27 protein-coding genes are annotated in these 24,979 nt (G+C 56.2%); 1 reads left to right on the plus strand and 26 read right to left on the minus strand.

All coding sequences use genetic code 11. The features are described 5' to 3' along the window. Positions 1 to 21: 21 nt before the first annotated feature. The 11 genes from rnc to ABS784_RS01030 form a co-directional block, all read right to left on the minus strand. Positions 22 to 762 carry a ribonuclease III gene (gene rnc, locus ABS784_RS00980; protein ID WP_011230692.1) on the minus strand — a complete coding sequence of 247 codons (741 nt, stop codon included), beginning with the start codon at positions 760 to 762 and terminating at the stop codon, positions 22 to 24. A gap of 179 nt (positions 763 to 941) precedes the next feature. Next, on the minus strand, positions 942 to 1,175 hold the full coding sequence (locus ABS784_RS00985; RefSeq protein WP_011230691.1) for an acyl carrier protein: 234 nt from the start codon (positions 1,173 to 1,175) through the stop codon (positions 942 to 944). 61 nt (positions 1,176 to 1,236) lie between these two features. Beyond that, positions 1,237 to 1,980: a 3-oxoacyl-[acyl-carrier-protein] reductase gene (fabG, locus tag ABS784_RS00990; RefSeq protein WP_011230690.1), complete on the minus strand. Its 744-nt coding sequence runs from the start codon at positions 1,978 to 1,980 to the stop codon at positions 1,237 to 1,239. Positions 1,981 to 1,984: 4 nt separating this feature from the next. After that, on the minus strand, positions 1,985 to 2,926 hold the full coding sequence (fabD, locus tag ABS784_RS00995) for an ACP S-malonyltransferase (protein ID WP_021321695.1): 942 nt from the start codon (positions 2,924 to 2,926) through the stop codon (positions 1,985 to 1,987). A 21-nt stretch (positions 2,927 to 2,947) separates the two neighbouring features. Next, entirely contained in the window at positions 2,948 to 3,931 is a 984-nt protein-coding gene (gene plsX, locus ABS784_RS01000) for a phosphate acyltransferase PlsX (RefSeq protein ID WP_033012324.1), read from the minus strand. After that, the gene (fapR, locus tag ABS784_RS01005) at positions 3,915 to 4,511 is read right to left on the minus strand and encodes a transcription factor FapR (protein ID WP_011230687.1); all 597 of its coding nucleotides are present in this window, start codon (positions 4,509 to 4,511) and stop codon (positions 3,915 to 3,917) included. Before fapR ends, plsX begins: the two co-directional genes overlap by 17 nt. A 299-nt stretch (positions 4,512 to 4,810) precedes the next feature. Then, positions 4,811 to 6,859, minus strand: coding sequence for an ATP-dependent DNA helicase RecG (recG, locus tag ABS784_RS01010; RefSeq protein ID WP_023634006.1), 2,049 nt, complete (start codon positions 6,857 to 6,859; stop codon positions 4,811 to 4,813). Continuing rightward, complete coding sequence (gene sdaAA, locus ABS784_RS01015; protein WP_011230685.1) at positions 6,856 to 7,740, minus strand: L-serine ammonia-lyase, iron-sulfur-dependent, subunit alpha; 885 nt, start codon at positions 7,738 to 7,740, stop codon at positions 6,856 to 6,858. Before sdaAA ends, recG begins: the two co-directional genes overlap by 4 nt. A 73-nt stretch (positions 7,741 to 7,813) precedes the next feature. Next, positions 7,814 to 8,476, minus strand: a complete 663-nt coding sequence (sdaAB, locus tag ABS784_RS01020; RefSeq protein WP_011230684.1) for an L-serine ammonia-lyase, iron-sulfur-dependent subunit beta — start codon at positions 8,474 to 8,476, stop codon at positions 7,814 to 7,816. Positions 8,477 to 8,549: 73 nt separating this feature from the next. Then, a complete protein-coding gene (locus tag ABS784_RS01025) occupies positions 8,550 to 10,220 on the minus strand; it encodes a DAK2 domain-containing protein (protein ID WP_014195419.1) in 1,671 nt (556 codons plus the stop codon). 17 nt (positions 10,221 to 10,237) lie between these two features. Then, a complete protein-coding gene (locus ABS784_RS01030) occupies positions 10,238 to 10,600 on the minus strand; it encodes an Asp23/Gls24 family envelope stress response protein (RefSeq protein WP_011230682.1) in 363 nt (120 codons plus the stop codon). A 228-nt stretch (positions 10,601 to 10,828) separates the two neighbouring features. Here ABS784_RS01030 and rpmB point away from each other — a divergent pair, with 228 nt between their 5' ends. After that, positions 10,829 to 11,014 carry a 50S ribosomal protein L28 gene (rpmB, locus tag ABS784_RS01035; protein WP_011230681.1) on the plus strand — a complete coding sequence of 62 codons (186 nt, stop codon included), beginning with the start codon at positions 10,829 to 10,831 and terminating at the stop codon, positions 11,012 to 11,014. An 88-nt stretch (positions 11,015 to 11,102) separates the two neighbouring features. Here the strand turns inward: rpmB and spoVM are convergent, their stop codons facing one another. From spoVM to remA, 15 genes are all read right to left on the minus strand, one after another. Continuing rightward, positions 11,103 to 11,183, minus strand: a complete 81-nt coding sequence (spoVM, locus tag ABS784_RS01040; protein WP_011230680.1) for a stage V sporulation protein SpoVM — start codon at positions 11,181 to 11,183, stop codon at positions 11,103 to 11,105. A gap of 81 nt (positions 11,184 to 11,264) precedes the next feature. Further along, a complete protein-coding gene (locus tag ABS784_RS01045) occupies positions 11,265 to 11,915 on the minus strand; it encodes a thiamine diphosphokinase (protein ID WP_011230679.1) in 651 nt (216 codons plus the stop codon). Positions 11,916 to 12,024: 109 nt separating this feature from the next. Beyond that, positions 12,025 to 12,681, minus strand: a complete 657-nt coding sequence (rpe, locus tag ABS784_RS01050; RefSeq protein WP_014195417.1) for a ribulose-phosphate 3-epimerase — start codon at positions 12,679 to 12,681, stop codon at positions 12,025 to 12,027. Positions 12,682 to 12,683: 2 nt separating this feature from the next. Then, the gene (gene rsgA, locus ABS784_RS01055; protein ID WP_014195416.1) at positions 12,684 to 13,565 is read right to left on the minus strand and encodes a ribosome small subunit-dependent GTPase A; all 882 of its coding nucleotides are present in this window, start codon (positions 13,563 to 13,565) and stop codon (positions 12,684 to 12,686) included. Between the two features lie 4 nt (positions 13,566 to 13,569). After that, positions 13,570 to 15,540: a Stk1 family PASTA domain-containing Ser/Thr kinase gene (pknB, locus tag ABS784_RS01060; protein WP_352511146.1), complete on the minus strand. Its 1,971-nt coding sequence runs from the start codon at positions 15,538 to 15,540 to the stop codon at positions 13,570 to 13,572. Positions 15,541 to 15,545: 5 nt separating this feature from the next. Next, positions 15,546 to 16,295: a Stp1/IreP family PP2C-type Ser/Thr phosphatase gene (locus tag ABS784_RS01065; RefSeq protein ID WP_011230675.1), complete on the minus strand. Its 750-nt coding sequence runs from the start codon at positions 16,293 to 16,295 to the stop codon at positions 15,546 to 15,548. 5 nt (positions 16,296 to 16,300) lie between these two features. Then, positions 16,301 to 17,398 carry a dual-specificity RNA methyltransferase RlmN gene (gene rlmN / locus ABS784_RS01070; protein ID WP_020278167.1) on the minus strand — a complete coding sequence of 366 codons (1,098 nt, stop codon included), beginning with the start codon at positions 17,396 to 17,398 and terminating at the stop codon, positions 16,301 to 16,303. Positions 17,399 to 17,402: 4 nt separating this feature from the next. Beyond that, on the minus strand, positions 17,403 to 18,737 hold the full coding sequence (rsmB, locus tag ABS784_RS01075; RefSeq protein ID WP_011230673.1) for a 16S rRNA (cytosine(967)-C(5))-methyltransferase RsmB: 1,335 nt from the start codon (positions 18,735 to 18,737) through the stop codon (positions 17,403 to 17,405). Beyond that, on the minus strand, positions 18,724 to 19,683 hold the full coding sequence (gene fmt / locus ABS784_RS01080; RefSeq protein ID WP_014195414.1) for a methionyl-tRNA formyltransferase: 960 nt from the start codon (positions 19,681 to 19,683) through the stop codon (positions 18,724 to 18,726). The genes rsmB and fmt overlap by 14 nt, the downstream gene beginning before the upstream one ends. A gap of 6 nt (positions 19,684 to 19,689) precedes the next feature. Beyond that, positions 19,690 to 20,163, minus strand: coding sequence for a peptide deformylase (def, locus tag ABS784_RS01085; protein ID WP_011230671.1), 474 nt, complete (start codon positions 20,161 to 20,163; stop codon positions 19,690 to 19,692). A 16-nt stretch (positions 20,164 to 20,179) separates the two neighbouring features. After that, positions 20,180 to 22,585, minus strand: a complete 2,406-nt coding sequence (gene priA, locus ABS784_RS01090) for a primosomal protein N' (protein ID WP_011230670.1) — start codon at positions 22,583 to 22,585, stop codon at positions 20,180 to 20,182. Continuing rightward, the gene (gene coaBC, locus ABS784_RS01095) at positions 22,582 to 23,787 is read right to left on the minus strand and encodes a bifunctional phosphopantothenoylcysteine decarboxylase/phosphopantothenate--cysteine ligase CoaBC (protein WP_352511149.1); all 1,206 of its coding nucleotides are present in this window, start codon (positions 23,785 to 23,787) and stop codon (positions 22,582 to 22,584) included. Before coaBC ends, priA begins: the two co-directional genes overlap by 4 nt. Before the next feature lie 50 nt (positions 23,788 to 23,837). After that, the gene (gene rpoZ, locus ABS784_RS01100; protein ID WP_011230668.1) at positions 23,838 to 24,038 is read right to left on the minus strand and encodes a DNA-directed RNA polymerase subunit omega; all 201 of its coding nucleotides are present in this window, start codon (positions 24,036 to 24,038) and stop codon (positions 23,838 to 23,840) included. A 2-nt stretch (positions 24,039 to 24,040) separates the two neighbouring features. Beyond that, entirely contained in the window at positions 24,041 to 24,658 is a 618-nt protein-coding gene (gmk, locus tag ABS784_RS01105) for a guanylate kinase (RefSeq protein WP_011230667.1), read from the minus strand. Beyond that, positions 24,655 to 24,948, minus strand: a complete 294-nt coding sequence (gene remA, locus ABS784_RS01110; RefSeq protein WP_352511152.1) for an extracellular matrix/biofilm regulator RemA — start codon at positions 24,946 to 24,948, stop codon at positions 24,655 to 24,657. The genes gmk and remA overlap by 4 nt, the downstream gene beginning before the upstream one ends. Positions 24,949 to 24,979: the final 31 nt, after the last annotated feature.

Here is a 24,979-nt window from a genome sequence, read left to right on the forward strand (position 1 = left end):
CTGACGTAACAGCGCCAGCCTTCACTGCTGATCGGCAGCCCGCAACGTTTCGAGCGCCATTTGCGCCGCATGTTGTTCGGCTTCCTTTTTCGAGCGGCCGACGCCGATGCCAAGCTCTTGGCCGTTTAACGCTACGCGGGCGACAAACTCCTTGTTGTGGGCCGGACCTTTTTCCTCCAAAATGGCGTATTCAAGCGTTCCGCTGCCGTCCCGCTGCACCAATTCCTGCAGCTGGCTTTTAAAATCCATCACATGAGAAAAAGCACCTTCATCAATTTTCGGAAACATCGTTTTCTCCAAAAAGCGGATGACCGCGTCCATTCCTTGATCCAAATACAAAGCGCCGATGAACGCCTCAAAGACGTCTGCCAAGAGCGCCGGACGCGTCCGCCCGCCGGTCAGCTCCTCGCCTTTGCCGAGCAAGACGAGCTCGCCGAACGACAGGGCGTTGGCAAATTTCACAAGCGACGGCTCGCAGACGATGGCCGCCCTCAGCTTCGTCAATTGCCCCTCGCTCATATGCGGGAACTTTTGAAATAAATATTGAGAAACGGTCAGCTCCAGCACGGCATCGCCTAAAAACTCAAGCCGTTCATTGTCTTCGTGAAGCCGCCGCCGATGCTCATTCACATACGATGAATGGGTGAACGCTTGAATCAACAGCTTTTCGTTTCGAAAGGTGATGCCGATTTTGTTTTGCAGCTCTTGAAACTTCGCCCGCCTCTTTTCATGGATGCGCTCTTTATCTTTTTGTTTTGACATAAAAATGCCCTCCGACTTCGTTCCAGAACAAAATGGCCGTGTCTTCTTCTATTATATCCGTTCTCCGGTCCGCTACGCGAGCGGGAATCGTGCGCTTTTTTCCGCAAGGCCCGCCGAGCATCCCTGAAAAAGCAGAGAAAGCCCCGTTCGAAGCAACGGGACTTTGCAAAAAAGCAGCATTACAGACGACTTTTTATGTAGTTCACAGCGTCTCCGACTGTGACGATTTTTTCCGCCTCTTCATCGGAAATTTCCATGTTGAATTCATCTTCAAGTTCCATGACGAGTTCGACGATGTCGAGCGAGTCAGCGCCCAGGTCGTCCTTAAACGACGCTTCGAGCGTCACTTGCGATTCGTCAACCCCCAGCCGGTCAACGATGATTTTCGTTACACGTTCCAATACATCGGCCATTGCGTTCACCTCCCTTCATGATTATAGTCGATTGGCAGAAAAAATACTAGCGCTGTTTTTCTTACGGCATCACCATGCCGCCGTCAACATGAAGCGTCTGTCCAGTCATGTAGCTCGCGGCGTCGGAAGCGAGGAAAGCGACGACGCGGGCGACATCATCCGGCTCGCCAAAGCGGGCGAGCGGAATTTGCTTTAACATTTCCGCCTTCAGCTCCGGGCTGAGCGCTTCGGTCATATCGGTCGTAATGAATCCTGGTGCGACGGCGTTAACGGTGATGTTGCGGCTGGCGAATTCGCGCGCCGCCGTCTTCGTCAGCCCGATGACGCCGGCCTTGGCGGCGACATAGTTCGCCTGCCCCGGATTGCCGATCACGCCGACGACCGAAGCAATGTTGACGATCCGCCCATAGCGCTGCTTCATCATCGGGCGCGTTGCCGCCTTCGTACAAAGAAATACTCCTTTTAAGTTCGTGTTAATCACGGCATCCCATTCTTCTTCTTTCATCCGCATCAATAAATTGTCGCGTGTAATGCCGGCGTTGTTGACCAAAATATCGAGGCGGCCAAAATGGTCAATCGTCGTTTTCACCATGCGCTCAACATCTTCAGCGCGGGCGACGTCCGCCTGCACGGCGATCGCTTCGCGGCCGAGCGAGCGGATGGCCTCGACAACTTCATTCGCTTTCGCCTCGCTGCCGGCGTAATTGACGGCAACGTTCGCCCCTTGGCGGGCAAGCTCCAGAGCGACCGCCCGGCCAATGCCGCGCGACGCCCCGGTCACAAGAGCAATTTTTCCTTCGAGCATCGCTTTATTCCCCTTTCAGCACCGCAACGGTCGCTTCGAAGGAAGCAAGATCGTTCACCGCATAAACGCGGGCGTTGCGGTCGATTTTTTTCACAAGGCCGGACAACACTTTTCCCGGACCGATTTCGACAAACGTGTCGACGCCAAGCGAAAGAAGCGTGCGCACCGACTGCTCCCAACGCACCGGCGAATACAGTTGTTCAATGAGAAGGCGGGCGATGTCCTCTTTTTTCGTCACCGGCTCAGCAGTCACATTGGCGACGACCGGAATGACGGCGTCACGAATCACCAAACTGTCAAGAACCGCTTTCAGTTTTTCTGCCGCCGGCTTCATGAGAGCGGAGTGGAACGGACCGCTCACCTCAAGCGGAATGACGCGTTTGGCGCCGCGTTCTTTCAAAAGCTGAGCCGCTTTTTCCACTCCGGCTTTCGAGCCGGAGATGACAATTTGCCCCGGGCAGTTGAAGTTGGCCGGCTCGACCGGATCGCCTTGGGCGGCGATTTCATTTGTCACTGCTTCAAGCGCATCAGCGTCCATCCCAAGCACCGCCGCCATCGTCCCTTCACCGGCCGGCACCGCTTCATCCATCAGCTCACCGCGGCGGCGCACCGCGTAGACGGCATCGGCAAACGACATGGCGCCGGCGGCGACAAGCGCCGTATATTCGCCTAAGCTGTGGCCGGCAACATAGTCCGCTTTCAGCCCAGCGCCGTCGACAAGCTGGAGCAAGGCGATGCTGGCGGTCAAGAGCGCCGGCTGGGCGTTATATGTCAACGTCAGCTCTTCTTGCGGTCCGTTGAACATGAGCTTGGAAAGCGCGAATCCAAGCCGCTCGTCAGCCTCCGCGATGACGGCACGGGCGCGGTCGTCATGCTCGGCAGCGTCTTTCGCCATGCCGACCGTCTGCGATCCTTGGCCAGGAAATAAAAAGGCGATTTTCCCCATTTTTGATTCCTCCTTTACCGATTATGCCCGTTCCAGCTCCGCTCTGATCGTGCCGATGACATCATGAACCACCATCTCTCGCGCCTGGCGGATGGCGTGGAAGATGGCGTTCGCATCGGACGACCCGTGCGCTTTAATGACCGGAGCATTTAAGCCAAACAGCGCCGCGCCGCCATACTCCGAGTAGTCCATCATTTTTTTCAGCCCGGCGAGCTTTGGCTTGAGGACGGCGGCGGCCAGCTTCGCCGCGACGCCGCTTGTCAGCGTCTGCTTGAGCAAGGAAAAGAGCGCCAGCGCCGTCCCTTCAATCGTTTTTAACGCAACATTGCCGGCAAAGCCGTCGGCGACGACAACATCAGCCACTCCTTGTAGCAGATCGCGCGCTTCGACATTGCCGATGAAATGAAGGTTCGTTTCCTTGAGCAAGGCAAACGCCCGTTTCGTTGTTTCGTTTCCTTTTTGGTCTTCCGTTCCGACGTTCAGCAAGCCGATGCGCGGTTTTTCGACGCCGCGCACGTTCTTTGCGTACACATGTCCCATCAAAGCGTATTGCTGCAAATGTTCCGGCTTTGCATCGACGTTGGCGCCGACATCCAGAAAGACAAAGCCGCGCCCATCCAACGTCGGCAGCGTCGGGGCGAGCGCCGGGCGGTCGATGCCGGCTGCCCGCCCGACGACAAACAGTCCGGCTGCCATGAGCGCCCCGGTATTGCCGGCGGAAATGCAGGCAGCGGCGCGCCCTTCTTTCACTTCTTCCGCCATGCGCACCATCGACGAGTTCTTTTTGCGCCGCACTGCCCGCACCGGCTCATCATCTGCTTCGATCACTTCGTCGGTGTGGATGATCGAAATGCGCTCTTCACCCGTCACATGCGGGCGAATTTTCTCTTCATCGCCAATCAGCGTAATCTCGATGTCAGGGAAATGGGCGGCGGCCATAAGCGCCCCGCGCACGATTTCGCCCGGGGCATGGTCTCCACCCATGGCATCAACCGCGATATTCATTGCTGTCCCCATCCTTTTTCTCTATGTTTGAACGATACATTTCAAACGTACCAGAAAAGACGAGCTCCTGGCCGACGTAGCTGTTCACCTCGACGATTGTGCGCCCGTGCGCCGTTTTTCCGGTCACTTTCGCTTTGGCTACGACCCGCTCCCCTTCTTTCACTTGGCGCACAAAACGAATGGTCGCTTTCGCTGTCAGCGCCAGTTCATCATGGATGACAGCGACGGCAAGCGAGTTGGCCTGAGCGAACAAATGATGGCCGCGGGCGATGCGGGTGCGCCGAAAGACGTGCTCCTCTTTCACATCGAAAATCGAAATGGCGCTCGCATCCGGCTCGATGTCAATAATGTCGCCGATCACTTCTTCAAGCGGCAACGCCCGCACTTTATCAGCGAACGACTGGCGGGCGACATTCTTGATGCGCTCACGCAGTTCGGGAATCGACAGCTCAAGCCGATCAAGGCGGATCGTCTGCACGCTGACCGAAAATTTTTCGGCGAGCTCTTCATCGGTGATAAACGGGTTTTCCCGGATCGTCTCCTGCAACAACCGTTGCCGTTCGCGTTTGCTTTTTCTCATCGATTCGTGACACCGTCCGATTTTATGACTAGGTACTAAAAGTAATATATAATATCAAAAAACGAAATGCAAGCACAAAAAATGAACAGCGCCACATGCTGTCGGCCGCTGTGGATCCGACGCCCCCCTCGCCAAACGGCTTTCTGCTCCATCCTCGAGGCTCACAAACGAAATAGTGGGACAGGCATCTCCTGCCTCCTCCGTCCGAACAATAAAAATATAGGCTTTCACTGGCCAAAAAATCAATTACCATAAAAAACAGCGGGGCGCGAATGCGCCGGCGCCTCCTCCCCTGTCTATTAATCTAGCTTTTCCCCATCGAGTATGCCGGACGTTTCCAGCTCGGCGCGCAGCCCGGCGTACGCCTCATCGCGCCAAAACGCGGCCGAGGAAACGAGCTTGGCGGCATCGCGGCGGGCGACTTCCAAAATGCGGTAATCATGCACTGGATCGCCGTAGCGGAATTCCGGGAGCCCGCTTTGTTTTGTACCGAAAAAATCGCCCGGACCGCGCAGCTCCAAATCTTTTTCGGCCAACACAAACCCATCGGCCGTTTCCGTCATGATGCGCATTCGTTCTTTGCCGACTTCCGATTTCGGGTCGGCGATCAAAATGCAGTACGACTGGGCGTCGCCGCGCCCGACCCGCCCGCGCAGCTGATGGAGCTGGGCGAGGCCAAACCGTTCGGCGTCGTAAATGACCATCACCGTCGCATTCGGTACATTCACGCCGACTTCAACGACCGTCGTCGAGACGAGCACATGGATGCGGTTTTCGCTGAACGCCCTCATGACGCGTTCTTTTTCGTCGGCCGACAGCCGGCCGTGCATCAAGCCGATCTCATATTTCCCGCGATAATAATGGACAAGCTGGCTATGGACATCGATGGCGTTTTGCACATCCAATTTGTCCGACTCCTCAATGAGCGGACAGATGACATACGCCTGATGACCACGGCGCAATTCCTTTTCGATAAAATCGAGCACGCGGGAGAACTGATGATGCTTCACCCAATACGTCTCGACTTTTTTTCGTCCGGCCGGCATTTCATCGAGCACCGATACGTCCATGTCGCCGAACGCCGTAATGGCGAGTGTGCGCGGAATCGGCGTCGCCGTCATCATCAATACATCCGGTGCATGCCCTTTCTCACGCAAAACGCGGCGCTGTTCGACGCCAAACCGGTGCTGCTCGTCCGTAATAACGAGGCCGAGCCGGCGAAACTGCACTCCTTCTTGAATCAAGGCGTGCGTGCCTACGACGATATCAATTGTTCCTTCTTCCAGTTCGGCAAGCACCGCTTTGCGCTGCTTTCCCTTCACTGAGCTTGTCAAGAGCGCGATCGTCACATCCGTATCGGCAAACAGCTCGGCGAGCGAGCGGGCGTGCTGTTCAGCCAGAATTTCCGTCGGCACCATCAGCGCTCCTTGAAATCCGGACAAAGCGGCGGCGTAAAGAGCGACAGCGGCAACGACCGTCTTGCCAGAACCGACGTCGCCTTGCAAAAGCCGGTTCATTTGCCGCGGCGAGCGCATGTCCGCCAAAATTTCGCCGATGACACGGCGCTGGGCGTTCGTCAAGACAAACGGCAATCCGGAAAGAAAGGACGAAAGCCGCTCTTCAGAAAACGAATGAACGACGCCGCGCCGCTCATCGCGCATCAATCGACGGAGCGCCTGCATTTTCAGCTGGTACAACAAAAACTCCTCATAGATGAGCCGGCGCCGCGCCTGATGCAATTCTTCGCGCGTGCGCGGAAAATGAAGGGCGCGGAGCGCTTCTTGTTTGTCGACAAGGCGATAAGCGCGGCGCAAAGCGGGCGGCAACGGGTCGGGAATGTGCTCGCCAAACTGTTCGAACGCCGCTTTCATCAACCGGCGCATCGTTTTCACCGTCAGTGGGCTGCGCACGGAGTAAACCGGCTCGATGCCGGTGGTCTCCGGAGCCGGTCCGAACCGAAGCTCGTAGGCGTTGATCGTTTGCCGATGCCGGTCCCATTTGCCGATCACCGTCACCGTCTCGTTCAGGGCGATTTTTTCCTTCAAATAGGGACGGTTGAAACAAACGACGGTGATCAAGTAGCGATCGGCCAGCATGCGGAAGGAAAGGCGCGATTTTTTCTTTCCGTAATACGTCAACAGCGGGGCGCTGTATACTTTTCCTTCCACTGTCACTTTTTCTTCATGGCGGACGGCGGCCAAATCTTTTTGTTCGTAATCATCATAGCGGTACGGGGCGTACGCAAGCAGCTCACCGACCGTCGCGATGCCGATGTCGGCAAGCGCCGCCGCCGTCTCTTCACCGATGCCTTTGACCGCCGTCACCGGCTGCTGCATCGCTTCGTTCACTTCGATGCCGCAGAAGCGCCGAAAATGCGGGCCGCAATGGCGCGGCCAGTCGGCGTCGCGGCCAACCCCCCTTGCGCCGTTTCTTTGAGCGCCACCGGCATGGCTGCACCGATGCGATACATCGCTTCAATCACTTCATCGCACGGGATGCGGCTTTTAATGCCGGCTAGCGCCATATCCGCAGCGATCATGGCGTTCGCCGCCCCCATCGCGTTCCGCTTGACGCACGGCACTTCGACCAGGCCAGCAACCGGGTCGCATACTAATCCCAACATATTTTTTAAGGCGATGGCCATCGCTTCGGCCGCTTGAGCAGGCGTCCCACCGGCCAGCTCAACCAGCGCCGCGGCGGCCATGCCGGCCGCCGACCCAACTTCGGCTTGACAGCCGCCGGCGGCGCCGGAAATCGAGGCGTTGTTGGCGACAATGTAGCCAAACGCCCCGGCTGTAAACAAAAACTCAATCATTTCCATTCTTGTCGGCCGCAGCTTCTCTTTCACGGCAAACAGCGTCCCCGGGACGACGCCGGCCGCCCCAGCCGTCGGCGTGGCGCAAATGACGCCCATCGCTGCGTTCACTTCGTTGGTCGCCATGGCTTTGCTGACGGCGTCTAAAATCGTCTCTCCGGACAAAAAACGGCCGCCCTCAATATAACGCTGCATCCGCACCGCATCTCCGCCCGTCAATCCGGAGCGGGACACAACCCCTTCGAGTCCCCTCTCGACGGCGCGCTCCATGACGGCTAGATGGTGATCCATTTGCGCGATCACCTCTTCCCGGCTTCGCCCGCTCACTTCCACTTCCTGACGAATCATCACTTCAGCGATTTTGATGCTGTCCTTTTCGGCCAACGCCACAAGTTCAGCCACATTGCGAAACATTTGATTCCCACCTGTCCTCTCTCCATCATGGCTTATCTTCTTTGATGCACATCAACATGAAACCGATTTCTTTTCAATCCGCAAGCTTCGCCACTTGAATGATGTTCGGCAGCTGCTCCAATTCTTGAATCAGATCATCGGTCAACGGCTGGTCAACTTCGATCGCCATGAGCGCCTCTTTCCCTTTCTCCTTGCGCGACACTTCCATATGGCCGATGTTGATTTTCTGTTTCGCCAACACCGAAGCCACCGCCCCAATCGTCCCATACCGGTCATTATGCATAATGAGCAGCGCCGGATGGTGGCCAGACAGCTTCAAGGCAAACCCATTCAATTCGACGATTTCGATTTTGCCGCCGCCGATCGAAATGCCGACGAGCTCAAGCTCGCCTTCATCATCGCCAATCCGCAGGCGCGCCGTATTCGGATGATGCGGAATCGCCTCCTCGGCGGAAAACGACACATCTACACCTTCCGCTCGGGCGATCTCAAGCGCATTCGGAAGACGTTCATCGAACGTGTCAAACCCAAGCAGCCCGGCGACAATGGCAACGTCGGTGCCATGCCCCCGATACGTTTCGGCAAATGAGCCGTAAAACGAAATGCGCGCCCACGTCGGCTTTCGGCCAAACAACTTGCGCGCAACCAAACCGATGCGCACCGCCCCGGCCGTATGTGAACTTGACGGCCCGACCATCACCGGGCCAATGATATCAAAGACGCTTTTGTATTTCATCTCCGCTATTCCTCCACAAAACAGAAAAATAAGAAAAATAGAAGGGAATGCTCCCTTCTATTATTCTAACATATTATTCGACGGAAATGATAAATGGATACAGCGGCTGCTTTCCGTTATGCACTTCCACTTCGACCCCGTCATGTTTTGTTTCCAAATAGGCAACGACTGTTTCCACATCGATCTCCGTTGCGTCTTCGCCGTACAAAATGGTCACGATTTCGCTTTCTTCATCAATGAGCGCATCAAGCAGCCGCTTCGTTACGGCGAGTTTGTCTTTGTCAGCGGCAATAATGCGGTCATCCCATAACCCCATGTAATCGCCCTTTTGAATCTCGATGCCGTCAATCGTCGTATCGCGCACGGAAAATGTCACTTGCCCCGTTTTCACTCGCGACAGCGCCGCCGTCATCGCCCGCTCATTTTGCTCGGCCGATTGCGCCGGATTGAACGCCAAGAGCGCCGCCAGACCTTGCGGAACCGTTTTCGACGGGATGACGATCACCCGCTGTTCGGAAAGCTCCGCCGCTTGTTTTGCCGCCATCACAATGTTTTTGTTGTTTGGCAGCACAAACACCGTTTCCGCGTTGGCGAGGCGGATGGCGTCAGCGATTTCTTCCGTGCTCGGGTTCATCGTTTGCCCACCTTCAATGATGGCGTGTGCACCGATGCTCCGAAACAGTTCAGCCACGCCAGCGCCCATAGCGACGGCGACGATGCCGTACGGCTTTGCTTCCTCTTTGGCAACGCCAGGAAGCGTTTTTGCCTCCTTGCCGACGATGTTGGCATGTTGTTCGCGCATGTTTTCAATTTTAATATTGATCAAGCTGCCGTAGCGTTGACCGTATGTCAGCACCTCACCCGGCGTTTCCGAATGGATGTGCACCTTAACAAGCTCTTCATCCGCGACAACGAGCAAGGAGTCGCCGAACTGGCTTAACTCGCGGCGGAACGTTTCTTCGGAAAACGGGTGCTCGGCCAGCTTTTCCGGCTCAAAACGGACCATAAATTCCGTACAGTAGCCAAACTCGATCTCATCGGCATGAATATGGCTTTGCGCGCTTTGATGGTGCACCATTTTCACTAGATCGTCCATCCGCGCCTCAGCGCGTGCGGCGCTCACGATTTCTCCTTTCAAAGCAGCAAGAAACCCTTCATAGATGTATACGAGCCCTTGACCGCCGCTGTCGACGACACCGACTTCCTTTAAGATCGGGAGCAATTCGGGTGTGCGCTGCAGCGCCGCTTTCGCCTCGGCGAGCGCCGCTTCCATCACGGCGATCACGTCGCGTTCTTTTTTTGCCACCTCCACCGCCTTGCGCGCCGCTTCTTTGGCAACGGTGAGGATCGTCCCCTCAACCGGCTTCATCACCGCCTTATAGGCTGTGTCCACCCCCGCCTGCAAAGCGGCGGCGAATTCGAAGCTGTTCACCGCTTGTTTGCCTTCGACTGCCTTGGCAAATCCGCGGAACAGCTGCGACAAAATGACGCCGGAATTGCCGCGCGCCCCCATCAACAGCCCTTTTGCCAGCGCCGCGGCGACGTTGCCGATATGGTCGGAGGCATTCGCCTTCACTTCTTTCGCCCCGGACGTCATCGACAAGTTCATGTTTGTTCCTGTATCGCCATCTGGAACCGGAAAGACGTTCAGCGCATCGACCGTCTTGGCGTTGTTCGCCAAATGTGCGGCCCCTTGCTGCACCATATCGGCAAATCGTCTTCCGTCAAGCGTCCTCATTGTCACCGGCTAACTCCTCCTTACTACGGGTTTGACACCCGAACCCCTTGAACGTAAATATTGATCGACTGAACCGCCAGCCCGAGCGTCTGATCGAGCGTGTACTTCACTTTCGACTGCACGTTATGAGCGACTTCGGAAATTTTCGTTCCGTAGCTGACGATGATGTACATATCGATATGTACCTCGCCGTTTTCTTCGCGGACAATAACCCCTTTGGAAAAATTCTCCCGGCGCAAAATTTCCGACAGCCCATCGCGAATTTGGTTTTTCGACGCCATTCCGACAATGCCGTAGCAATCGACGGCAGCTCCCCCCGCGATCATCGCAATGACTTCATTGGCGACTTCGATGCGCCCGTATTTCGTTTGCCATTCGATCGACATGCTCGTTCCCCCTTTGCGTATCTCGCACAGCTACCCCTATTGTACTATAACGCTTTCTGTTTTCAAAGCGCTTCCCGTCCGCCCACTAGTATTATTTAGCCGAAAACTGAAATATATGTCAAGGACAGTTTCTTGAAAGAAAACCGCACGTCTATTGCAATCCCTACAGTTGTATGGTAAATTATAATAGTGTTTTTAGAGGGATGTGAAAGCAAGGAGGGAAAAACGATGGCGAAGTGCTTCATTACCGGCAAGAAGAAATCGTTCGGCAATTCGCGTTCGCATGCCATGAACGCCAGCCGCCGCACATGGAAAGCCAACTTGCAGAAAGTGCGCATTTTAGTTGACGGCAAACCGAAACGCGTTTGGGTTTCGGCGCGCGCGCTGAAATCTGGAAAAGTGAAACGCGTCTAACGTCCTAACGAAAAGAAGCCGCCCAAAAGGTTGCAACCCTCCTTTTGTTCGGCGGCAACAAAAAAGCACCAAAAATGGTGCTTTTTTCTTATCCTTTTTTAAATGCGTTCAACACCGCCCGCACGATTCCGCCTAAAAATCTCGGCAGCTTGATCGTATAAAACTTCATCCCGATTCCCTCCTCACACCGATCATAACGAGCTTCCCGCCATTTCCTTATCCATTATATTCCGTCATAAGCCAAGCGCGACTACGGGCAGCCGGCAAAATCGCTGCTCCTTATCATCATTAATATGCCTTCTGAAAACGAAAAAGTACCGGAAGATTGGATAAGTTCGTTACTAATACATAATGTCGAACCGCGGGAAATATGACAGTTTGTTAGCGGATATTTAAATCCGGTAAGCGTAAGCTCCGCCACCGTTTCGGAAATCGGGATGTATGACACATAGCGGTATCGATCGTCGCGCGCAACCGTATGCACGCCGGGCAGATGGACGGTGAGCACGTTTTGCCGGTCGATGAGTTCAATGGGCCGCCCGGCGTACTTTAACAGCAGCTCAACGTTGCCAAACAAATGGTCAAGCCGCCCGCCGGTCGCCCCAAACAGACGGATGGCCCCATCTGTCTGCCTAACCGCCCAGTCAAGAGCGATCTCCATATCCGTTTTATCTTTTTCCGCCGGCCAAATGTCAAGCTCCGGCAGCATCTCCCTTAGCCGCTTGACCTCCTCTGCCGGCAGCGAATCAAAATCGCCAAACGCCCGCACCGGACGGAGTCCGAAATCCAGCAGCGCTTTCGTACCGCGGTCGACGCCGACCCACTGCACATCGTTCCCATCATACGAGCGCAAATCGGGAAGAAGGTGGCGCGGACCGCCGCCGACAATATGGATCAACACATGCGTTTCCCCCTTTCAGCAAGGGCCGAGGCGGCCATCTTCCGTCCTTTTCTTTGCTCTCATCACCCTGCGGCTCGATAAGATGGCAAAAGCGGCGCTGCCTTTTTGGCTAGTTGGCGCACACTTCGCGAAGCGTGCGAATGGCGGCGGCTCGATCCCGTTCATTGTAGATGGCCGAGCCGGCGACAAGCACGTTCGCCCCGGCTTCCACGCAAAGCGGCGCCGTTTCCGCATTGATGCCGCCGTCGACCTCAATATCGACCTCTTTATTTTGTTCGCTGGCCATCCGGGCGACCTCACGGATTTTTGGCACGACCGCCGGAATGAACGCCTGTCCGCCAAACCCTGGATTGACCGTCATCAACAAGACGAGATCGACATCACCGATCACATGGCGGATCATCTCGACCGGTGTATGCGGATTGAGCACCACCCCGGCTTTGACGCCTTGTTCTTTGATAAAATGAATCGTCCGATGCAAATGCACGCACGCCTCAACATGGACGGAAATCACATCCGCGCCCGCTTTCGCAAACGCCGGAATGTATCGGTCCGGGTCGGCGATCATCAAATGGACGTCAAGCGGCAGCTTCGTCACCGGTCGAATGGCGGCCACGACCGGCGGCCCGAACGTTAAATTCGGCACGAAATGCCCGTCCATGATATCGACGTGAATCCAATCCGCCCCGCCTTCCTCGACCGAACGAATCTCCTCAGCCAGGCGGGCGAAATCGGCTGATAAAATCGATGGCGCAATTCGAATCATGTTCAATACCTCGGCTTTCGTTCTTTCATTTCGGCAACAAAACTAACGTAGTGGTCATAGCGGTACGACGGAATCTCCCCGGCCTCGACCGCCTCACGCACAGCGCATTTCGGCTCGGCGATATGAAGGCAGCCGCGGAACTTGCACCCTTCCCCGTACGTTCGGAATTCAGGAAAATAATGCGGCAATTCGTCAAGCTCGATCTGGTCGAACTCAAGTGCACTAAACCCTGGGGTGTCGGCGACAAGCCCACCGGCGACCTCAAGCAGTTCGACATGGCGGGTCGTATGCTTGCCGCGCCCTAAATGGGTGGAAATGTCGCCCGTTTTCAACCGCAAATCCGGACGGAGCGCGTTTAATAGGGACGATTTGCCGACGCCGGACTGCCCGGCGACGACTGAGACGCGGCCGCGAAGGCGCAACGCCAGTTCATCGAGGCCGCCCTTGGTCACTGCTGACGTTTCAATCACGTCGTAGCCGATGCGCCGGTAATCATGCACGTAGCGGGCAATCTCTTCTTTTGATTCGCCATCCAACAAATCGATTTTGCTGATGACAATGATCGGCGTGATGCGTTTCGATTCAACCAAGACAAGAAAGCGGTCGAGCAGCTTGGCGCTGAAGTCCGGGCTTACAGCCGAAAAGACTAAAATCGCCTGTTCGACGTTGGCAATCGGCGGCCGCACAAGCTCATTTTGCCGCTCGCCAATCTCCAAAATATAGCCTTCCGTTTCGCTCGTCGCCTGAAAAACGACGCGGTCGCCGACGAGCGGCGTCACTTTTTTCTTGCGGAACACACCGCGCCCGCGGCATTGGAACACGCGGCCTTCGGACAGGACGTAATAAAATCCGCTTAACGCCTTAATGATTTGCCCTTCCGCCATAGCCTCACCCCTTTTTTCCGTTATTTTCTGGGTACGGGATCGATCCTTCCTCTTTGACGACATTGTTGACAATGACGCGGTAATAAGCGGTCTCCCCATATGGAATTTCAAACTCGACCATCTCGGTCGCTGGCGCCGTCAGCCGGTATGTTTTGTATGGCTTTGACATATTGTGGGTGGCATCTTGGATGTAAAGCTGGGCTTCAACCATTTGCCCCGGCATCGCCGGTTCATATGGGATCATAATCTCTTTCACTACCGTTTTGGACGGCTTCGGCTCCGGCCCGCGGGAAATGACGACTGTGATGGTTTCCCCTTTTTTTACCCGCTCGTTCGCCGCTGGAGTTTGCGAAATGACAAGCCCTTCTGGCACCTCGTCCGAATACTCGTACTTCACGTCAATGCGCAGCCCTTGATCCGCGCCGTAGTCGCGCACGCTTTTTTCCGTATAGCCAGTCAAATCTTTAACGGTGACCTTCTCCGGCCCGAGGCTGACGGTGAACATCACTTCCGTTTCATCAGGCACGACTTCATCACCGGCGTACGGGTATTGATCCAAAATCGTCCCTTCCGGCTTGTCGCTGTAGCGGCCGCTGCGTGTGATGCGGGTAAATCCTTCGGCGCGCAGCTCCTCCTCCGCCGCAGCAATATCATCGCCAATGAAGCTTGGAAATTCGATTTTCTTTTTTCCAATGCTTTTATAAATAATGACGCCGGCACCTTTCTTCACCGTCATGCCGGCTTCTGGATCGGTGCGCACGACTTTTCCTTCTTCGATTTGATCATCTTCTACATCGATCGTATCTTTGATTTCCAAACCGAGCGACGACAGCTGTTCAACAGCGTCATCATAGTTTTTGTTGACCACGTTCGGCATCGTCACTTCTTTTGGAAAAATGAGGTCCGGAATCCATGTGACCGCGCTGATGCCGGCAGCTCCAATGAACAGCAAGGCAGCCACAAGCCAGGCAATCCATACCCGTTTCCGCTTCGGTTTCGGTTCGCCCGTCGTATGAACCGGTTCGCTCGTTTTTTCCTCGTACACAAGCGTCTCTTGCTCCAACGCCGCGCTTTCCGCATGTTTGATCATCGGAATGGCTTTCGTCGCTTCCTCATCGTCATCGGGTATGGTAAATTTCGGCTCATTGCGCCGCCTTGGATCCAGCGCTGTCCGAATGTCCTCGTTCATTTCGCGCGCGGATTGGTAGCGGTAAAACGGGTCTTTCGCCGTCGCTTTTAAAATAATGTTTTCCACACTTTGCGGGATGTCCGGATTCCACGCCTTCGGCGACGGCGTTTCCGCCTGCAAGTGCTTCAACACGATCGAAACGGCTGATTCGCCGGAAAACGGCAGCCGACCGGTGACGAGTTCAAACATGACAATGCCGAGTGAATAAATGTCCGATTTTTCAGTAGCGATGCCCCCGCGCGCCTGCTCCGGCGACAAATAATGAACCGAACCGAGCACAGAGTTGGTCTGCGTGATCGTCGTGCCGCTCATCGCCACAGCGATGCCGAAGTCGGTCACTTTCACATTGCCGTGCTCATCAAGCAAAATGTTTTGCGGTTTAATGTCGCGATGGATGATGCCGTTCTCATGGGCATGGGCGATCGCTGATGTCAGCTGGTCCATGATGCCAAGCGCCCGTTCGACCGGAAGCGGAGCGTGCTGCTGGATGTATTGCTTCAGCGTCGCGCCGCGCACATATTCCATGACGATGTAATAGACGCCTTCCTCTTCGCCGACGTCATAAATGGAGACGATATGTTCATGGTTTAAGCTCGTCGCCGCTTGCGCCTCGCGGCGGAACCGTTTGATGAACTGATCATCATTGGCAAAATCAAGGCGGAGCACTTTGACAGCAACATCGCGTTCCAAAATCATATCGCGGGCCAAATACACGTTGGCCATGCCGCCGCCGCCGATGAGGCTGATGATTTTATAGCGGTCATTCAATCGCTTTCCAATGAGCACGCCGATCACCCACCTTCACGTTCCGCTGAAACATCGATGACCGCCAGCGAAATGTTGTCTTCTCCGCCCCGCCCGTTGGCGAGCTGGATAAGCGCCTCCGCCTTCTCTTCCAGCGTGCCGGCACCCGTCAAAATATGTATCATGTCCGCTTCCGGCACTTTATTGGACAACCCGTCCGAACATAACAACAACATGTCGCCCTCGTCGAGCGCCACTGTTTTCACGTCGATTTTCACCGCCGGTTCCGTGCCAAGCGCCCGCAACAGCACGTTTTTGCGCGGATGATGCTCAGCCGCTTCTTTCGAAAGTTGCCCGCTTTTGACGAGCTCATTGACCAACGAATGGTCGTCGGTCAGCTGCTGAATTCCGCTTTTGTTGAGCACGTAGCAGCGGCTGTCGCCGATATGGGCAACCGTCGCAAACGAATTAGCGCAAACGGCGGCGACGACCGTCGTCCCCATTCCTTGACATTCCGGGTGGGAACAGGCATGGCGAAACAGTTGTTCGTTCGCCGCCGCAATTTGCGTCTTGAGCCATTGCTCCGCCTCAGCCGGCGAAGCAAGGCTACTCTCTTTCTCCCATCGCTCCTGCAAATACGCCACCGCCATGGAACTGGCCACATCACCGGCGCGATGGCCGCCCATCCCGTCAGCGACGACCGCTAAATATTGGCCGCTTTGATTGACAAATACGCCGCCGCTGTCTTCGTTATGTTCGCGAATTTGGCCGATGTCAGTTCGGAAAACGGCTCGCATCCGATTCACCTCGTCTCCTCTTTTCGCTCCTTCGCGCGAAGCTGTCCGCAGGCGGCATCGATGTCGTGTCCATGTTCGCGGCGAATGGTGACATTGATTCCATGTTTTTTCAACGCCCGTTCAAAGGCGAAAATTTGGCTGCGCGGCGTGCGCACATAGTTGCGCTCCGGCACGTAGTTAACCGGAATCAAATTCACATGGCATTTCAGCCCTTTAATCAGCTCGGCCAACTGCTCGGCGTGCTCAAGCTGGTCGTTCACCCCGCCGAACAATCCGTATTCAAACGTCACGCGCCGGCCGGTTTTTTCAATGTAATACCGAACCGCCTCCATCAACTTGGGCAGCGGGTACGCTTTATTGATCGGCATGAGTTTCGTCCGCAGCTCATTCGTCGGTGCATGCAACGAAATGGCGAAGTTGACTTGCATTCCTTCATCGGCAAATTGGTAAATTTTTGGGATGATGCCGCTGGTGGAAACGGTGATATGGCGGGCGCCAATGTTCAACCCTTTTGGGTGATTGACGATGCGCAAAAACTTGATGAGCGCATCGTAGTTGTCGAACGGCTCGCCGATGCCCATGACGACGATGCTGCTGACGCGTTCATTCGTGTCATCGAGCGCCTTTTGCACTTGCACGACTTGGGCGACGATCTCGCCCGCCTCTAAATGACGCTTCAGTCCGCCGAGCGTCGAAGCGCAAAACGTGCAGCCGATGCGGCAGCCGACTTGCGTCGTGACGCACACCGAATTGCCGTAGTTATGACGCATGAGCACCGTCTCGATCGAATAGCCGTCATGGAGCTCAAACAAAAATTTGATCGTTCCGTCTTTAGACGTTTGTTTGACCACGGTTTTCAACGTCGTGATCGAAAACGATGACGCTAGCTGTTCGCGCAGCCGCTTCGGCAAATTCGTCATGTCGGCAAAATCGGTGACACGGTTTTGATACAGCCACTCGTAAATTTGCGTGGCCCGAAACGGCTTTTCGCCTTGAGCGACAAGCCATTCCTTCAATTCGTCTAGCGTGAGCGAATAAATCGATGGCAACGGAGGCTGCGTTTCGCCGACAGAGCGGCGGGCAGCCGGACGAACCATTTCCATGCTTTTACACCTTCTTTCGCAGTCGGGCGATAAAAAACCCGTCAGAGTCAAAATGATGCGGCAAAAGCTGCAACATGCCGCCTTTCACATGCGGCCGCACCGGTTCCGGCATCCGTTCGGCAAGGCTGGCGTCGAGGAAAAAGTCCGGATGATCCGCTAAAAAGCGGGCGATGGCTTCTTCATTTTCCTCGCGCTCCACCGTGCATGTGCTGTAGACAAGCGTACCGCCTTTTTTCAAAAGCGGGGCGGCCGCCCGCAAAATGGCTTGCTGAATCTCGACAAGCGCGGCGATGGCGTCTTTCCCTTTCGTATATTTGATCTCCGGTTTGCGGCGAATGACGCCGAATCCAGTGCACGGCGCATCGACCAAAACGCGGTCAAACGATTCCGGGGCAAACCGCTCGCCGAGCCGGCGGCTGTCAAGGGCGAGCGTCGCAACGTTGTCAAGCCCGAGCCGCTTGGCCTGCTGTTCGATCATCATTACCTTACGTTCGTGGATATCAACAGCAACGACCTCGCCGCGCCCGTCCATCCGCTCGGCGATATGGGTCGTTTTCCCGCCCGGCGCCGCGCAGCAGTCAAGCACCCGCTCGCCGGGGGCTGGGTCGAGCGCTCGAGCGACAAGCATTGAGCTTTCATCTTGAATCGTCAGCCAACCGGCGCGAAACGTCTCCGTATGAGCCAAATTCCCTTTTTCCGCCCGGATGGCCTCCGGAGCGACATGGCCAGGGATTGCCTGCATCCCTTCAGCGCGCAGCCGCTCAAGCGCTTCTTCGACAGTCGCACGCAGCCGGTTGACGCGGGCCGTTGATTGCGGCGGGCGCAAATTCGTCTCGCACATGCGCGCCGCTTCTTCATAACCATATTGCTGGATCCAGCGCCGAACGAGCCACTCGGGATGGCTGGTGGCAAGGGCGAGCCGCTTGCCCGCGTCATCAACCGCCTCGATCGACGGCAGCCCCTCGCGGCCGATGGCCCGCAATACGCCGTTGACAAGTGAAGCAATGCCGCGATGGCCGCGCCGTTTGGCGATTTCAACCGCTTCAAAGACGGCGGCGCGGTCGGGAACACGATCCAAATACACCATTTGATACAGCGTCAACCGAAGAAGCACGCGCACCCACGGCTCAAGCCGGCGCGCCTTGCGCAAAAACGGCGCCAAATAATAATCGAGCGTGTCGCGCCGTTGCACCGTGCCGTAGACAATCTCGGTCAACAGCGCCGCATCGCGCCCGTCAAGGCGTCCTTTTTGAATGGCTTCGTTTAATTGCAAATGACTGTACGCTCCTTTTTGTTCAATGGCTAACAGCGTATCTAAAGCAAGTTCACGTACGTTCATGATCCTCTCCTAGCTTCATGCCGACCGCCAGCCGGCTGCCGGCGCCGCGCAAAAATTCGCCCGCCGCCATCCGTTTTTTTCCGGCCGGCTGCAATTCGGTGATGCGAATGGCTGTCTCATTGCCGGTGGCCACGACAATGCCGTTTTCCTCGAGCGCCAAAATCGTGCCCGGCGGCGCCGAACGGGGCGCCGGCACTTTTTCACCCCACCAAACCTTCCAAATGTGCCCATCCTGCGTTGTATACGTGACCGGCCACGGATGGAAGGCGCGAATATGGTTGTAAATGGCTTCGCCGGGCTGCGTCCAATCGATCCGCTCCTGCTCGCGGCGAATGTTCGGCGCATACGTCGCTTTCTCCTCATCTTGCGGAACGGGCGCAATGTTTCCTTCCAATAAAAGTGGAAGCGTTTCTGATAGTAGTTTAGCCCCGGCGGCGCTCAATTTATCATGGAGCGTGCCGACCGTATCCGTTTCGGCAATCGGCACTTCGACTTGCGCTAACATGTCGCCGGCGTCCAACCGCTCCACCATATACATGATCGTGACGCCCGTTTTCGTTTTCCCTTGCCAAATGGCGTAATGGATCGGCGCCCCGCCGCGCAGCTCGGGCAGAAGCGAGGCATGGACGTTGATGCAGCCGTATTTTGGTGCATCAAGCAGCGCTTTCGGCAAAATTTGCCCGAACGCAGCCGTGACAATCAAATCGGGCGCAAACGCCAGCACTTGTTCGTATTGCTCCGGCTCGCGAATTTTTGTCGGCTGCAGCACCGGGATGCCGCGGCGCTCCGCTTCCACTTTCACCGGGGGCGGAACGGGCTCGCGCTTCCGCCCTTTTGGCTTATCCGGCTGGGTGACGACCGCTGCAACATGATAACCGTCATCAAGCAGCTGGCGCAAAATCGGCACGGCAAAGTCAGGTGTTCCCATAAACACAATGTTCGTCATTGGCATCTATCCTTCCAATTCTTCAAGATCGCAATATCGAATCACTTTCGACGTAAACAGCACGCCGTGCAAATGGTCGATTTCATGCTGCAGGGCGCGCGCCAAAAAACCGGTCGCGGAAAGCGTAAACGGGCGGCCGCGCCGGTTTTGCGCCCGCACTTTCACAAATTTCGCGCGCGGCACTTCGCCAAACAAACCAGGAAAGCTCAAACAGCCTTCAACATCCACTTGTTCGCCGCGCGCCTCGATCACGACCGGGTTGATGAGCTCAATGCGTCCGTGCTCATCTCCGACATCAACGACCGCAACCTGTTCCGCGACGCCGATTTGCGGGGCAGCTAGGCCCACCCCGTCAGCGGCAAGCATCGTTTCATACATATCGTCAAGCAGCCGCCCGAGCCGACGGTCAAATATCGTCACCGGCGCGCACGGCTGTTCCAAAATTGGATTTGGATGCATCACAATCGACAAAACGGCCAATGTCATTCCTCCATCTTCACATCATCATATACGGATTCGTGTCGACCGTAATCGTCACTCCGCCATGGGCGGCATCGGCTTGGTAGCGGTCGATGACCGCCTTGAGCGCCGCGGTCAAATTCGGCTCCCGTTTGTATTTTATCATGCATTGGTAGCGATATCTATCGTGAAGACGGGCGATTGGCGAGGCAACCGGGCCGAGAACGACCGCTTCGTGCGACAGATGCTTGCGCAAATAGGCGGCGATCTTTTCCGCCGCTTTGGCCGCAGCCGGCGCCTCTTCGTGGGCGGCGGTAATGAGCGTCAAATAATAGTACGGCGGATAGCCGTGCGCTTTGCGCAGCGCCATCTCCCGCTGGTAAAAGGCGCGGTAGTCGTGGCGGGCGGCCAGTTCAATGCTGTAGTGGTCAGGCGTATACGTCTGAATGATGACTTCGCCGGGCAGCTCGTGCCGCCCGGCGCGCCCGCTCACTTGCGTCAACAGCTGGAACGTTTTTTCCGCGGCGCGGAAATCGGGCAAATGAAGCATCGTGTCGGCCGCCAGCACACCAACAAGCGTGACGTTCGGAAAATCAAGTCCTTTGGCGATCATTTGCGTGCCGAGCAAAATATCGGCTTCCTTGGCGGCAAAACGGGAAAGCAGCTCTTCATGCGCCCCTTTGCGGCCGGTCGTGTCGACATCCATGCGGATGACGCGCGCTTTCGGCAGCAACCTCGTCAGTTCTTCTTCCACTTTTTGCGTGCCGGTCCCGAAAAAGCGGATGTGTTCGCTTCCGCACGATGGACAGCGAGGGACAAGCGGCTCTTCATGCCCGCAATAATGGCATTTCATCCGCTCGCCGGCGCGATGGTACGTCAACGAAATGTCGCAGTGCGGACAGCGGATGACATAGCCGCAGCTGCGGCACATGACAAACGTCGAATAACCGCGTCGATTCAACAGCAACACTGCCTGCTCGCCGCGCTCAAGCCGGCGGCGCAATTCGTCAAGCAACCGGCGTGAAAACATCGAACGGTTGCCGCTTCGCAGCTCCTCGCGCATATCGACGACATGAACGTCCGGCAGGCCGCGGTCGCTGATGCGCTCCGGCAGCTCGAGCAGCTCGTACACCCCTTTGGCGGCGCGGGCGAACGTCTCAAGCGAGGGGGTGGCGCTGCCAAGCACGACCGGGCAGCTGTGGCGGCGAGCGCGGTAAATGGCGACATCGCGCGCATGATAGCGCGGCATTTCTTCTTGCTTGTAGCTCGTCTCATGCTCCTCATCGATGATGATCATCCCTAAGTTTTCAAATGGGGCAAACACCGCCGAACGCGCACCGACGACAAGCTGCACTTCTTTCCGGTGAATTTTCCGCCATTCGTCATATTTTTCGCCGACCGACAGCCCGCTGTGAAGCACCGCTACTTTCGAGCCGAACCGGCTTTTGAAGCGCTCGACCATTTGCGGCGTCAGCGAAATTTCCGGCACGAGAACGATCGCTTCCTTTCCTTGGCGCAACGCTTCATCAATCGCCTGCATATACACTTCCGTCTTCCCGCTGCCGGTGACGCCATACAGCAAAAACGTGCGATGCTCCCCAGCGCGCACCGAAGCGGCGATCTTCGCCAACGCCGCCTCTTGCGCCTGGGTGAGCGCCGGCGGCTCGCTCGGCTGAAACGTGCGATGCTCGTACGGGTCGCGGTACACCTCGACATCGTTCAGCACCACAAATCCTTTGTCGACGAGCGCTTTCAGCGGCGCTGAGGAGACGCCAAGCACCGCTTGCAGTTCGGCAACCGACGCCGCCTTCCCTTTTTCAAGCAAAAATGAAAGCACCTCTTTTTGTCTTGCCGGCAGCGACCCGAGCTCCTGTTTCGCCTGTTCCGATGGAATGGCAAGAGCGGCGTGCTTCACCGTTTTCTTGCCCGCTTTTTCTTTCACCTTGTAGACCGCCTCGAGCACGCCCTGCTGCACCGCTTTTTGCGCCGCCCGCCATAAACCGGCCGCCTCAACCTCTTTCCAAGCGGCTTCCGTCCGCCCGGCAAACAGCGGCTTTACCTCATCCGGCAACCTCTCTCTCTTCTCTTCATCTGTCAAACGGAGCGTTTTTTCATATTTCGCCCGCATCGCTGCCGGCAGCATCGCCTGGTACGCCGAAATGGCAAAACAAAGCGTCGTTTCCGTTAAATAGCGGCCAAGATCAAGCAGCTCTTCGTTTAACACCGGCACGACATCAAGCACATGCTCAATCGGTTTCAGTTGTTTGATGTCGGAATGGTCTTTCACATCAACGACAAACCCTTGCAAACGCCGCGCCCCAAACGGCACCGTCACCCGCATGCCCGGCTGGATGATGCCTTGCCAGCGTTCCGGAATCAAATAATCAAACGGGCGGTCCGTCTGCCGGGACGGGACATCGACAATCACGGATGCTACTTTCATCGAATCGCCTCGATATACGCGTGAATTTCTTTTAAAATTTCCTCGGCCGCCTCGCGTTTCGTCATGAGCGGCAGCGGCCGAACGACGCCGTCGCGGCGGAAGATGGTGACGATGTTCGTATCGCCGGCAAACCCTGCCCCTTCTTCGGTGACATTGTTGGCGACGACCATATCAAGCCGCTTTTCTTCAAGCTTTTTTAACGCATACTGTTCAAGGTTGTCCGTCTCAGCGGCAAATCCAACTAAAATCTGTCCCGTTTTCCGCTCACCAAGCGCTTTCAAGATGTCCACCGTCCGCTCCATCTCCACCACATAATCACCCGGTTGCTTTTTGATTTTGGACGCCGCCACATATTTCGGCCGATAATCGGCGACCGCCGCCGCCTTGATCACGATGTCCGTTTCCGCAAACCGAGCCATCACCGCTTCATACATCTCTTCCGCCGATTCAACCGCCACCGTCTCGACGCCATCGGGCGAAGAAAGCGCCGTCGGTCCGGAGACAAGCGTCACCGAAGCGCCGAAGCGGGCCGCCGCTTCGGCGATGGCGTAGCCCATTTTGCCGCTCGAATAGTTGGAGAAATAGCGGACTGGATCAAGCCTCTCCCGCGTCGGCCCAGCGGTGACAAGCACACGCTTCCCGCGAAACAGCGGCGGATCACCGGCAAAAAAGCGCTCGATATGGGCGATGATGTTCTCCGGCTCCTCCAGCCGCCCTTTGCCGATGTAGCCGCACGCCAAATAGCCTTCCGACGGCTCGATGAACCGGTAGCCGAATTGGCAGAGCCGCTCAATGTTCGCCTGGACGGCCGGATGCTCATACATATGGACGTTCATCGCCGGAGCAATCCAGACGGGCGCTTTCGTCGCTAAAATCGTCGTCGTCACCATGTTGTCAGCGATGCCGGCTGCCAGCTTTGCCATCGTATTGGCCGTCGCTGGGGCGACGAGAACAAGATCGGCCCAGTCCGCTAAATCGATGTGAGCGATGACGGCTGGATTGTTTTCCGCAAACGTGTCGACATACACTTCCTGACGCGACAATGCTTGGAACGTGAGCGGCGTAACGAATTGACACGCCCCTTCCGTCATGATCACTTTCACCTCGGCGCCGCGTTGGGTGAGCTGGCTGGTGAGCGCCGCCGCCTTGTACGCCGCCACCCCCCCGGTCACACAAAGCAAAATATGTTTTCCCTTGATCATGTTGGCCACCCCCCCGACATTGAAAAAAATAACAACCTAAAGCTAGGTTGTTATTTTTCCTCCTCCACTAATTCGACCTTGTCACCAGCGATTTCCTCGAGCGCCTGGCCGACAAATTTTTTCGACACCGGCTTTTTCACCATCAACTCCGCACCGTCCTGCAGCTCGCGCGCCCGTTTGGCCACCACCGTGACGAGCTTGTATTTCGAATCGACTTTTTGCATCAGCAAATCGATGGAAGGATACAGCATCGTCATTCCACCCCCAACATCCGTTTATATCGCTCGGCGACGCGTTCGCGCCGGCAATGTTCGGCGATGACGATCGCCTTGATCCGCTCGCAGGCGAGCTCCACTTCATCATTTTCCACGACATAGTCGTACTCGTCCATCATTTCAAGCTCCTCTTTCGCCGCCCGCAGCCGATTTTCAATCAGCTCTTTCGACTCGGTGCCGCGTCCCATGATCCGCTTTTCAAGCTCCGTGAGGCTTGGCGGAGCAAGGAAAATGAAGAGCGCCTCTGGAAACGCCCGCCGTACTTTCATCGCTCCTTGCACTTCGATCTCTAAAAACACATCTTTCCCTTCGGCAAGCGTCTTCTCCACGTAGTCGATCGGCGTGCCATAGTAGTTGCCGACGTATTCCGCCCACTCGAGCAGCTTGTTTTCCCGAATCATTTGTTCAAACTGCTCGCGCGTGCGGAAGAAGTAGTCGACGCCTTCCACTTCGCCTTCGCGCGGCTTGCGCGTCGTGACCGACACCGAATAATGAAGATTGATGTCCGGCTGCGAAAACAGCGCCTTGCGCACCGTCCCTTTGCCAACCCCAGACGGACCCGACATGACGATCAATAACCCACGTTCGTTCTTCAACGTCCCAAACCCTGCCCTTCCTCGGAGAAATCGTCGCTTCCATATAAGCGGTTCACCACCGTTTCCGGCTGCACGGACGACAAAATGACGTGATCGCTGTCCATGATAATGACCGCACGCGTCCTCCGCCCGTGCGTCGCGTCAACGAGCTTGCCGCTTTCGCGCGCGTCTTGGATGATTCGTTTGATCGGCGCCGAATCGGGGCTGACAATCGTAATGATGCGGGCGGCCGACACCATGTTTCCGTACCCGATATTGATGAATTTCACCATGACACGCCCACCTGCCATATTCGATATTGTTGCCGCCAACAAGTCGTTT

Origin of the sequence: Geobacillus sp. G4, assembly GCF_040327975.1 — a bacterium.
In the GTDB taxonomy this organism is placed as follows: Bacteria; Bacillota; Bacilli; order Bacillales; family Anoxybacillaceae; genus Geobacillus; species Geobacillus thermoleovorans.